Origin of the sequence: Cognatishimia sp. (genome assembly GCF_964229375.1) — a bacterium.
Classification (GTDB): Bacteria; Pseudomonadota; Alphaproteobacteria; order Rhodobacterales; family Rhodobacteraceae; genus Cognatishimia.
This window is the reverse complement of record NZ_CAXREH010000188.1, coordinates 1-10,959: the sequence shown is the minus strand read 5'-3', so window position 1 is coordinate 10,959 and position 10,959 is coordinate 1. Positions and strand designations below refer to the sequence as shown.

The window sequence follows — 10,959 nt, the reverse complement described above, 5'->3', positions numbered from 1 at the left end:
TATGACCGTGGAGCACCGCAACTTCATCTACCTCGAAGACTTTGGATTTATTTTTGCCTATGTTCCAAAAGTGGCCTGTACCAATTGGAAGTCACTCATGCGATTCATGGTTGGCAAGCAAGATTGGTTAGACAATCGATTGGCGCATGACAAAAAGAACGGCGGCCTTCGGTACTTAAACCCTTGTCTTGATGAAGATTTAGACGTCCTAAACGACGTTGATTTGCAAAGGTTTGCAATGGTGCGCGACCCATTTGGGAGATTGCTGTCTGCTTATCTCAACAAGGTAGAGCGGAACCTTCCCATAACAAAAGAACGAGCGAACGAAGATCATTTTAAGATGATCGTTTGGGAGATCGAAGAATTTCGCAAAGCAACTTTAGATCTCAAGGAATTTCCGGAGATCTCTTTTGAAGTCTTTTTGTTGTGGCTAAAGGACAGTGGCTCTTGGTTCACGAATGACGAGCACTGGGCGTCGCAAACCAAACTCCTGCGTCAACCAGGGTTGCAGTTCGATTTCATAGGGCGATTTGAGCGCATCCAAGAGGATGCGGCATTTATGTTATCAGAAATGGGCTGCGAGATGCCTTTCCCCAATCAATCCGATGTGAACTTTGCTCCTACAAACGCGTCCGAAAAACTAGACGTGTATCTTTCCGAACGCGCAAAGGGGCTAATCGGCGACTTATACCGGGATGATTTCATTAATTTTGACTATTCTCTTTGAGCACGCATACAAATCGACTATGCCCTTCAACTAATTGAACATTAATGGCGGTTCAATGAGTCCGTCAAAGACAGAGTTTGCGAGAACAGCATGACACAAAAAACAGCCTTGGTTTGCGGTGCTGGCGGATTTATTGGCGGTCACTTGGTCAAACGGCTCAAGGCCGAGGGCTTTTGGGTTCGGGGTGTCGACGTCAAGTTCAACGAACACGCGGAAACCGAAGCGGATGACTTTGTGATTGGCGATCTGCGTGAACAATCTGTGGTGCGCGCTGTGGTGGATCGGCGTTTTGACGAAGTCTATCAGCTGGCTGCGGACATGGGTGGTGCGGGGTATATTTTCACAGGCGAGAATGACGCCAATGTTATGCATAACTCTGCAACGATTAATCTGAATGTTCTGGACGCGTGCCACAAACGCAATATCAAACGGGTATTCTATAGCTCGTCAGCCTGCATGTATCCCGAACACAATCAGCTGGATCCTGACAATCCAAACTGCGCAGAAGACAGTGCCTACCCTGCAAATCCAGACAGTGAGTATGGTTGGGAGAAGCTGTTCTCGGAACGGCTGTATCTTGCGTATAACCGCAATCACGGCATGGAATGCCGCGTGGCGCGCTATCACAATATCTTTGGTCCTGAGGGAACGTGGGAAGGTGGCAAAGAGAAAGCCCCGGCCGCGCTCTGTCGAAAAGTCGCGAGCGTAGAAGACGGCGGCACCATTGAAGTTTGGGGCGATGGCCTACAGACGCGTTCATTCCTTTATGTGGATGAGTGCCTTGAGGGGACGATACGTTTGCTGAGATCAGATGACTTTGAGGGTCCCGTGAATATCGGGTCCGAAGAAATGATTTCAATCAACGATTTGGCCAAAATGGTTATCGGAATTTCTGGCAAAGACATCCGGATCAAAAATATCCCAGGCCCCGAGGGCGTGCGCGGACGCAATTCTAACAACCGCCTAATCGCAGAGCGTTTGGGATGGGCACCGGAGCAACCATTGAAGACCGGTATGGAGACAACTTTTGCCTGGATCTCGTCGGAGATCGCGCGGCGTCATAATCATTGAGTTCGACACCACATGGCACTGAAAGGCTTGATCTATCGTCCTGACCGCAACGTGGGATTTGGACATACAATTTATGCGATGTCGCACTACGCTGCGATGGCGCAGGCCCTAAACGTGCCGTTCTTCTCAACCTTGCATGGGCCAGTCTACAGTTTGGGTATAGGTGAGGACGGGCTTCAGAAATCGTTCTTTCAAAGCAACCCAGCTTTCACTGGTACGGCACGCTTGCGGTACAGATCTGTTCAGAGCCGCCTGCGGCGTGCATGGCTGTTTCGAGAGAAAGCCCTGCTTATCGGGCGCGACATTTTTCCAAATCGAGCAACCGATGAGTTTGCCTATCTGAAGCGTGCAACCAAGCTAGAATACAAGAACGAACGCGACAGTGTAACACCTGAGAACCTTGGCCAGTTTGACCTGGTCTATGTAGATAATGTTCTTCCGGACGAACAGTGGTCGAACTGGTACGGACAGGTCACGTCACCTCTGCTCTTTAGCGAGAAGTTCAGGAATCAAGTGCGCCAAACGCTGGGAATGAATGCAAAGGATCAGACCTATATTGCCGTTCATGCGCGGCATGGAAATGGCGAATATCTAGATGGCCGCATTAGCGGTGACGCGGCGAGCTTTGACGCGTTCTTACAGGCAATTGCGAATACTGCGCGCGAGAAAAAAGCAAAGCTTTTTGCATCTGAAATCATTTGCCTCAGCGACAATGCAGAAACCGCGCAGAAGCTGGCCGATTACTCTGGCGGACGACCGGTGGGCGGCGACCGCCTTCCTGACCAGACATTCCACAAATTTGTGCGCAGCGATCCGAGTCTTGCCGCGGAGCGTGTTCAGAAAACCATGTTTGATTTTGCCACCCTCGCCGGCGCCGTACATATCGTAGGTGGGCAATCGCTTTTCCCCAGAGCAGCCAGCTTAATGGGACAGAACACCGGGCTGTCTCTGTCGCGTTGGAACCACGATTAACTCGCTTTTTAGGTGGCTCGCTTCGAGGCGCAGTCTTAACGCGGCCGCTTTACCCTGATTGGCGATTTCAGCGCATTCCCAATCGCTATCGGCAACTCCTTGGCCCACCGCGCGCGCTCTGCACGCCAATTGTCTGGGTTGCAAAACAAATCTGCCAATTTGATTTGTGCTTCGCGATAGGCCTCAAAGAACGTTGGCGAGACTTGATATTCGGCCAACACAGAAGCCGCTTGATCGGGGCTTAGCCCGTAAAGGTTGATCCAACTTTCCTCGGGCAGACCAAAATTGTGAATGCGATGGGACTCTGATGCGAAGTACACCGGCACGCCGCCGCAGGCGAATGCGTCAAAGAACTTCTCTGTGATGTATTGCGGTTGGTGCGTGTTTTCCAAAGCGCCGATCATGCGCGCGTGACCGTCCAAGGTTTGCAGTTTGTCTTCATGCCAGTCTTTGTTCAAATCCAGGCGCGATGGGCTGCCGTCCCAACTGTGGCCGCGACGTTCAACCCCGTCGAAAGTGCAGGTCTCGGCGAGTTCCGTGCGCCAAGAACACAGGCCGATGAGATCCCCGTCTGGCCAGGATACTGAATGGTATGCTTCGGGGCGTCGCTCGAACATAAACGTTAAGGCTGCCGCGCGTTGCTCAAAAGCCTTACGCCAATCGTCCTCGCTAAGCGCGGCGTTTCTTTTGAACATCGCTGAATACGCGCGCTCAAACCGGCTGTTGGTCAAAAGATAGTAAGGAATTTTGTCGAACTGAAAAATCCCAGATGTCTGGTGAGAGATCTGATGTACCGGCAATCCACCATAGCCAGTTGTCACTGTTGTCACCGGCTCCATCGGGCGATTTCCCCAAATCGTGTCCCAAAAAGGCTCTTCCGACAACAGGATAATGGGTTGCTGATAGGCGCGCCAATGCGCGATGAACTCTGGATCAATAGCCTTGATATCAAGCGTGTGCGCGAAAATCGTTGCGTCCGCGGAATATGGATCAGACACCAGTGTAAACGAACCTTCGAACAATGATGATAGGTCCGGATAACTGAGCGGTGTGCGTTTTGCGTGTTCCCCACTCAGGTGAACTCTCAAACGCGCTCGAGGGCTGTGGACCTCTGGTGATCGCAGCCTTTTATGAGAGTTCAGGCATTGTGCAAGAACCGGGTCTTTTTCCTGAACGGCTTCAAACTGCTGACCCGCGATCCTGTCTGTAAAGAACAGGTCCTTATGCGCGCGGAAAAGTTCCATATGCTGCGGGGCCGAAGCCTCTTCCATCCAGTTCCACAGGCGATCAAGAAATCGCAGATAAGCAAGCGTCAAGGGATCGTCAAAGCCCCCTGCTGCGACCAAGTCTTGGTGCACTTCGCGCATCGGCGCAAAAGCTTCGTAGCGTTTTATGCTGCGCAGGTTGGTGAGCCGGTCGGCATCTTCGGCGATGAAGTGCGTCGCACCAACATAGGTTGAGGCAAGAATGCGCGTGGCCTTTGAAAACCCAAGCCAGTGCAGTTCGACGTCTTCGTGCATGAAAACACTAGAGCACCCTAATTTGTTCTGCCGCAAAAACCCGACATTATAGATTTTGTTCCAAGGGTAGTTTGCCGTTTCGGCCAGTATGGGTAGCGCTTCTGGTGTAACGGGACTGGGCGTTTTGCCAAGAAGACCTGCCCTGTGCCAGAGGCTTGCGTCTTCGGATGTCAGGCCACCGGCGGGGCCATTTCTGCTGTCATTATGATGAAAGATGCAAAAGTCGAAGTCTTGCTCTTTCAAAGATTTCCAAAGGTCGATCAACTCTGGTGACAGCAAATCGTCGCTGTCAAAAAACAGAACATGACTTGTCTTGACGCATTCCAGGGCCTTATTGCGCGCAACACCAGGCCCCAGAGCTGTTTCATGTCGGTGAATGCTGAGCTCAAAGGGGTATGTTTCGCCCGTGTCTGTGACCGGAGTGTCGGAACCGTCGTCCACGACGATGACCGCCTCAAAAATCCCATACTCAGCAGCCTGGGAAAGAACGTGCATTAGCCCGTCAGCGTCGTTATGACATGGAATTGCGAGGGTCAGGTTCATCGGCGTTACGCAAGGAAAACGCGGAAGTCTTCCAACGTCAGCTCAAAGCTTTCGACTGGAAGGAACAGCACAATCTGCCGCCATTTCGCAAACAACGGTAAGTCGTCTTGATGGCCAATGGCTAAGGCGTCGATGTGGGTGGTGCTTTCGTCGTGAAACAGAATGTGTTTTTCAAAGAAGCAATCGCGGAACCCTTCGTCGGTTCCAGACCTAATGCAAGGGCTCACCATCGTATAGCTTGGAGCGCTGCCTTTGCATGCAAACCCTAGGGTCATTTGCCCTTGTAAATCACCGACGGGAAGGTGGATATGCAACCCCATCCAATCGCCATCAGATCGTACCTTAGCATCCAGTTTCAAAAGTGTTCCCGCATCAGACATATAGCGGCCTGTAAGACCCAATGCAGGATCAGCATGAAGCGACACAGAAGGTGCCACATCCAAAGAATTACCCAGATCACCGTGTCGCTGACCTTTTCGCAACTTTGACAAGTTACGGTTTGTAGACCCAACTGGACTTGAGAGGAACTTGCTAAACATTCTTGCACTTTGGTCAGGATCGAGAGGTGGTGCAACGTAAAAACTGGGCAACTCCGATGGTTGTTGCACACGACACGCTACAGGGGGCAAAAAACCCATTCAAGACTGTAATCTTTGAGAAATCCAACAAGCGTGCCCTAGATATTTAGACATGATAGGTGCCATAAATGGCGTAAGTTATTGGTTGCCACGAAACGGTCTCATGAAAAGAACGCTTTACCTTCATATCGGTGCGCATCGGACGGCAACAACGTCTATTCAAAAGTTCATGTTTCAGAACTTTGAGCAGCTTTTGAGGGTGGGTATATTTTACCCCTTTCGAATTCCACGTCACGCGCGTTTCATCAACGAGATTTTTTCGCGGAAGCACTCGGCGCGGTCGGCCACTAAAGCTCTGAATGAACGTATCGGAAATTGGGAACACCAACTTAATAGACCGGTCACCACACTTGTTTTGAGCGACGAGGATATTTGCAGACGAACCAACCTGAAGCGCTTGGCTGATTTTCGGAAGTATTTTGACGTGAAAGTCTTATATTCCGTGCGCCGGCAAGACCTTTGGCTCGAGAGCTGGTACTTTCAGAACATCAAATGGCAATGGAACAAAACGCTGGCCAATTGCACCTTTGAGACATTTATGGAGCATCGGGACGAGTTCCACTGGATTAACTACGACAGTTACCTGCGCATGGTTGAGGCAGAGTTTGGACGAGAGAACGTCCTGCTGACGGTCTTTGAAAAGCAACAAATGCCGAATGGTGTTATCGGTACTTTTGCGGATCACATTGGGTTGAAAGACCCCGCGTCGTTTGAACAGCCAACACATGAAAACTATTCATTGTCCGCCGAGATGGCCGAATTTCTGCGCCACCTGCCGTTGCATGAGGTTCCTGAGCCTGAGCGCGACATACTAAGGCGTACATTTGAGCAAGTTGACCGCAACGCGTTTGGGAATACCCGCTATCAAAGCGAGCGCATCATGCCACTCGCGCAACGTGAAAGCGTGCTTGCTGATTATGCCGTCGAAAACGCCGCTGTTGCGCAACGCTATTTTGGACGCGACGCGTTATTTATGGACCCGTTGCCACCTGCTGATGGGCCGCTGGCGAATTTGAACATTCCCAGGGACAGCAACGAGGTCATTGAAAAATTTGTAGTTCCGCTCTTAAAGCAACTACTTGCAAACGGCACGATCTCCTCTGCGAATAAGAAGACGTGATGACGACGGCCGCTCCGATGACTGTCATACAAGGCCTCATGTTGCCTGAGCCTGATTTGGGCGCGGATACAGGCGTTTATGTCCACATAAAAGGCGCCGTGTCTGTCTCGAAAGCCAGTCGATCCATTTTGTTTAAACCGGGCGGGACCGCCAGTTTTAACACCTACGCCAATCTCTTCAATCTTGCCAAATGGCGCCAACACTGTGCTCTTACAGACCTTTCTGTTAACATCGGTGGGTCTGGCCGGTTCGAACTTCTCCTATTTGCTGACCAAGTCGATCAGCCACCCACAGAATTGGCCCGCCACATCATCGACTTGTCTGTTGGCGATCCCGTAACCCTACCCTTCCCGTTTTCTGATACGTCACCCTTGGGCCACGTGCATATAGAGCTCACGGCGTTGGAAAGTGGTGCGGTCGATCGACTTGATTGGGTAACACACGATGAGCCGCAGCGCGCTCCGAAACTGCTTATGTCAATAACGACCTTTCGACGTGAGGCCGCTGTTGAAGCCACCGTTAAAAGGTTCAACGCGTATTTTGAAACGTCTGAACGACGTGACCAAATGCATTTGGTCGTTGTCGATAACGGTCGTTCCGCGAACATTGCGGCCAGCGACCACGTCACAGTGATCGAGAACGAAAACTTGGGAGGTGCAGGTGGATTTGCCCGCGGGTTGTTAGAGGCCCAACAGCGCAATTACACGTACTGTCTGTTCATGGACGACGACGCCTCTGTTCATATGCAAGCGATTGAGCGCACATGGGCTTTTCTTGCTTTTGCGAAAAACGATGCCACTGCCATTGTCGGTGCTTTGGCACAATCAATTGACCCTTCAATCATTTGGGAAAACGGCGCGACATTTAACAAAACATGTCAGTCGTTGGATCGAGGTGTTGACTTACAGAACTCGGCAGAGGTGACGCAGCTAGAGCATGATAGCGTCGAGGCCCGTCCAGACAATTTCTATGGCGGTTGGTGGTTCTATGCTTTCCCGATCGCGCATGTGCGCCATTTTCCTTTTCCGTTCTTTGTACGTGGCGACGACGTGAGCTTTTCGCTTGTGCATGATTTTGCTCAGGTCACATTGAACGGAGTCATCTCGTTTCAGGATGAAGATTTCCCAACCAAGGAAACGCCTCTGACGGTCTATTTGGATTTGCGGAGCCATCTAATCCATCACCTCGCCCTGCCCCACATGAGGATCAGCCGCGCTGAGTTTACCCAGATCATTTGGTGGTTCTTTTTTCGCGCTCTTTTGCCAAGTCACTACGAAACCCTCGAGGCCTTAAATCTGGCGCTTGGTGATGTTTTGAAAGGGCCTGAATTCTTTCGGGACAATGCCGATTTAGCAGACCGTAGAGCGGTCATCTCTAAGCTCACCCATCACGAGACATGGCGAGAGCGCGGGCCAGATGCTCTTGCTTTAAGTCAAACAGACGATGTTGGCACCGACATGAAAGGTGCGAAAGGTGCACTGTTCAGGCATTCAATGAACGGACATCTGCTGCCAGGCTTTCGCTATTGGGGGCGGCGTGTTGCCCTGCCAGCCTCCGAACGGTCTGCACAGGATCCGATTTTGGGTGCCGCACAGATCACCTATGTAACCAGTGACGGGCAAAAGTCATACACTGTCCGGCACAGCAAGCTTCGCGCTTTCGTCATCGCTGTTAAATACATTCACGCGCTTGGTTTGATTTGGTGGCGATACGAAAGTCTTAAACAGACATGGGAAGCTGGCTATCGTGACCTGACAGATCGCCAATTTTGGCGCCAAAGACTTAAGATGCGTGACCGCGAGGGAGTTGTGTCAATCGCACGGGGGCCGCATGAAAAAGATCTATAGCATTGGGCTTCACAAAACCGGGTCCAGCTCTTTGCAGAATTTCTTACTGCAGAACCAGCTTGCGCTGTTGAAATCAGGCGTCTTGTTCCCTCCTGTTACGCCAGAAGGAACTTCACGATTGCTTGCCGAGGCCGTTGGGCAGCGCGACCTGCACCGCCCGGCGCGATTGAATGAGTACATGGCGCATAATGCACTGGCCTATCGTTTGATATCGGAACACGATCCCAACTTTGTGTTTCCAGACGCACACAACCCAATGCCGCCAAGTGAAATTGCACTTGCGATGGTGCACGACCTTACCGAACAGCTCGACGTTGACGCGTTGGTGTTTTGTTCAGAGGACCTCGCGCGCGCTTCCTTTCATTCGCCAGACTCGCCCAAGATTTTTTCAAATCGGTTTGGGACTGAGGACACAACGATTTTGTGCACAATTCGCAGGCCTGACGAGGCGATCAGCTCTTGGCAGTGCCAAAGGCTAAACTTCCCCAACCCATTTCCACGATTGCAGGATGCCGGGCTAGAAGGCTACCTGGAGTCTGTACACCTGAACTACGACAAGGCACTGCAGCCTTGGGTATCTCGTTTCGGCGGGGACAGACTTGCGCTCAGCTCTTATCAAGAGACCCAAATGGCAGGCGGGGCTGTTGAACACTTTTGGAAAGGGTCTGGACTGTCACGACCTGATGGTTTGTTTGACCCAGAAGATCAAAACAAGAGCGTGCCATATGCGGTGTTTGAGATCGCGAGACTTGCCAAGGAAACTTGCAAGACGGCCCCGTGGCAGGTCTTGGGATACTTGCAGACCGTCAAAGACAGGCTTTTGTTACCAGACAATCAAGACGTTGATTTGATTGGGAATGAGAACAGGAAATTGATCGCACGGCAGTTTCGCCAAATCCACACGCGCCTCTCAGATATGGCACGAACAACCCTTTTTTCTGATGATCTTAACCAAATCATCAGTCAACATCGCCAAGACAGTCTCGCGGTTGCTCGAAACATTCTGCCCCAACTACAAGAAGACGCATTGGAGAACTGTGAAAACAAAGCTGCGCGCGAATGGGTGCTTTCCTTGACTGCTCAGGATTTTTCCCAAAATGAACGGTGATCGGCGCAGTTTGGGGCGACCGAGCGCCTCTTTTCCCCCTATATCTTTCCATATATCGGGTGCAATTTATTTGGCGCGGTTACCTTATAACAAAACAGAGTTGGGTTCTGTCCCTAGACCTTGGTGTTTCTTCACGTTAAGTGATGTGTGTTGGACGGAGAAATTATGACTTCTATTCTTGTTCTAAATGGCCCGAATTTGAACCTGCTTGGCGTGCGTCAACCAGAAGTTTATGGCCGCACGACCCTGTCTGACATTGAAAGTATGTGCCAGTCCCACGCTGCAGAGCGTGGTTTTACCGTTTCCTTTTTTCAATCAAACCACGAAGGTGCACTGGTGGATGCAATCCATGACGCCAGAAATGTTCATGATGCAATTTTGCTGAACGCTGGCGCCTATACGCATACATCGATCGCGTTGCATGACGCGATTGCCTCAGTGGAATTACCTGTTTGCGAGCTGCATCTTTCCAATATTCACGCACGTGAAGAATTCCGGCATACCTCCTTTATTTCTAAGGTCGCTGTTGGAATGATATGTGGGTTCGGAGCTCACGGATATGTCTTGGGATTGGATGCGCTGCGCAGGCATCTAGGACATTAAATTATGCCTCTTTCTCAAATCGCATTTATCGAAGATTTGGTAAATACGAACACGCTCGAAGAGCTTTGGGCGAAACACGTCGCAAAGATGCAAACCTATGGGTTTGATCGCGCCCTTTACGGCTATACGATGTTTCGCGCTGGCGACAACCTTGGGGATCCCGAGGATTTTGTTATCCTGTCAAATCATGATCGGACCTATCTGGACGAATTTTTCGCCAAACGCATGTTTATGCATGCCCCAATGGTAAAATGGGCATTGGAGAACGAAGGGACCGTCAGCTGGTCCATGATGGAGCAAGCCTATCGTCAGGGAGATTACTCTCGCGAAGAGCTTGAAGTGGTTGAGTTCAACCGTGTCTGGGGGATCTCGGTCGGGTATTCGGTCAGCTTCAAGTCGCTGTCTCCAAGGTCAAAGGCCGGGATCGGGCTGGTTGGGAAACCAGGTACCAGTCAAAGCGAAGTGGACGCGATCTGGGACGCCTATGGCAAAGAGATCACTTTGCTGAACAACGTGTTCCATCTGAAAGTTCTGCAGCTGCCCTATAGCTATCCCAACCGCGCGTTGACACATCGTCAGCGAGAAGTTTTGGAGTGGGTCAGCGATGGCAAGACCACGCAGGACATTGCGATGCTGATCAACCGCACGACGGCGACGGTTGAAAAACACCTTCGGTTGGCCAGAGAGTCCTTGGGCGTTCAAACAACGGCTCAGGCTGTGTCCAAGGCCACTTTCCAGAACCAGATTTTCCGTTACGAAGTCTAGGCTTTCGCGCAACCTTAAGGAGAGTTGTGCGACAATTTCAGAGCC

Annotated in this window: 10 protein-coding genes; 8 read left to right on the top strand and 2 right to left on the bottom strand. The window is 51.1% G+C overall.

Annotated features, from left to right (window positions below; genetic code table 11):
• Position 1 precedes the first annotated feature (1 nt).
• From ACEQWH_RS13990 to ACEQWH_RS13980, 3 genes are all read left to right on the top strand, one after another.
• Positions 2-727 carry a sulfotransferase family protein gene (locus ACEQWH_RS13990; protein ID WP_370231838.1) on the top strand — a complete coding sequence of 242 codons (726 nt, stop codon included), beginning with the start codon at positions 2-4 and terminating at the stop codon, positions 725-727.
• Between the two features lie 90 nt (positions 728-817).
• Positions 818-1,798 carry an NAD-dependent epimerase/dehydratase family protein gene (locus tag ACEQWH_RS13985; protein ID WP_370231836.1) on the top strand — a complete coding sequence of 327 codons (981 nt, stop codon included), beginning with the start codon at positions 818-820 and terminating at the stop codon, positions 1,796-1,798.
• A 12-nt stretch (positions 1,799-1,810) separates the two neighbouring features.
• Positions 1,811-2,770, top strand: coding sequence for a hypothetical protein (locus tag ACEQWH_RS13980; RefSeq protein WP_370231834.1), 960 nt, complete (start codon positions 1,811-1,813; stop codon positions 2,768-2,770).
• Positions 2,771-2,805: 35 nt separating this feature from the next.
• Here the strand turns inward: ACEQWH_RS13980 and ACEQWH_RS13975 are convergent, their stop codons facing one another.
• On the bottom strand, positions 2,806-4,833 hold the full coding sequence (locus tag ACEQWH_RS13975) for a glycosyltransferase (protein WP_370231833.1): 2,028 nt from the start codon (positions 4,831-4,833) through the stop codon (positions 2,806-2,808).
• Positions 4,834-4,838: 5 nt separating this feature from the next.
• Complete coding sequence (locus ACEQWH_RS13970; RefSeq protein WP_370231832.1) at positions 4,839-5,258, bottom strand: hypothetical protein; 420 nt, start codon at positions 5,256-5,258, stop codon at positions 4,839-4,841.
• 316 nt (positions 5,259-5,574) lie between these two features.
• Between ACEQWH_RS13970 and ACEQWH_RS13965 the strand changes: the two genes are divergently transcribed.
• From ACEQWH_RS13965 to ACEQWH_RS13945, 5 genes are all read left to right on the top strand, one after another.
• Positions 5,575-6,591 (top strand): hypothetical protein, encoded by a 1,017-nt coding sequence (locus ACEQWH_RS13965; protein WP_370231830.1) that lies wholly within the window; start codon positions 5,575-5,577, stop codon positions 6,589-6,591.
• Complete coding sequence (locus ACEQWH_RS13960; protein ID WP_370231829.1) at positions 6,591-8,438, top strand: glycosyltransferase; 1,848 nt, start codon at positions 6,591-6,593, stop codon at positions 8,436-8,438. Before ACEQWH_RS13965 ends, ACEQWH_RS13960 begins: the two co-directional genes overlap by 1 nt.
• Positions 8,422-9,546 (top strand): hypothetical protein, encoded by a 1,125-nt coding sequence (locus ACEQWH_RS13955; protein WP_370231827.1) that lies wholly within the window; start codon positions 8,422-8,424, stop codon positions 9,544-9,546. The genes ACEQWH_RS13960 and ACEQWH_RS13955 overlap by 17 nt, the downstream gene beginning before the upstream one ends.
• A gap of 165 nt (positions 9,547-9,711) precedes the next feature.
• On the top strand, positions 9,712-10,149 hold the full coding sequence (gene aroQ, locus ACEQWH_RS13950; RefSeq protein ID WP_370231825.1) for a type II 3-dehydroquinate dehydratase: 438 nt from the start codon (positions 9,712-9,714) through the stop codon (positions 10,147-10,149).
• A gap of 3 nt (positions 10,150-10,152) precedes the next feature.
• Positions 10,153-10,914: a LuxR family transcriptional regulator gene (locus tag ACEQWH_RS13945; RefSeq protein ID WP_370231824.1), complete on the top strand. Its 762-nt coding sequence runs from the start codon at positions 10,153-10,155 to the stop codon at positions 10,912-10,914.
• Positions 10,915-10,959: the final 45 nt, after the last annotated feature.

Excerpts from the sequence above, each read along its gene's own strand:
- ACEQWH_RS13990 (WP_370231838.1), top strand. The coding sequence starts at position 2 with ATGACCGTGGAGCACCGCAACTTCATCTACCTCGAAGACTTTGGATTT.
- ACEQWH_RS13985 (WP_370231836.1), top strand. The coding sequence starts at position 818 with ATGACACAAAAAACAGCCTTGGTTTGCGGTGCTGGCGGATTTATTGGC.
- ACEQWH_RS13980 (WP_370231834.1), top strand. The coding sequence starts at position 1,811 with ATGGCACTGAAAGGCTTGATCTATCGTCCTGACCGCAACGTGGGATTT.
- ACEQWH_RS13975 (WP_370231833.1), bottom strand. The coding sequence starts at position 4,833 with ATGAACCTGACCCTCGCAATTCCATGTCATAACGACGCTGACGGGCTA.
- ACEQWH_RS13965 (WP_370231830.1), top strand. The coding sequence starts at position 5,575 with ATGAAAAGAACGCTTTACCTTCATATCGGTGCGCATCGGACGGCAACA.
- ACEQWH_RS13960 (WP_370231829.1), top strand. The coding sequence starts at position 6,591 with ATGACGACGGCCGCTCCGATGACTGTCATACAAGGCCTCATGTTGCCT.
- ACEQWH_RS13955 (WP_370231827.1), top strand. The coding sequence starts at position 8,422 with ATGAAAAAGATCTATAGCATTGGGCTTCACAAAACCGGGTCCAGCTCT.
- aroQ (WP_370231825.1), top strand. The coding sequence starts at position 9,712 with ATGACTTCTATTCTTGTTCTAAATGGCCCGAATTTGAACCTGCTTGGC.
- ACEQWH_RS13945 (WP_370231824.1), top strand. The coding sequence starts at position 10,153 with ATGCCTCTTTCTCAAATCGCATTTATCGAAGATTTGGTAAATACGAAC.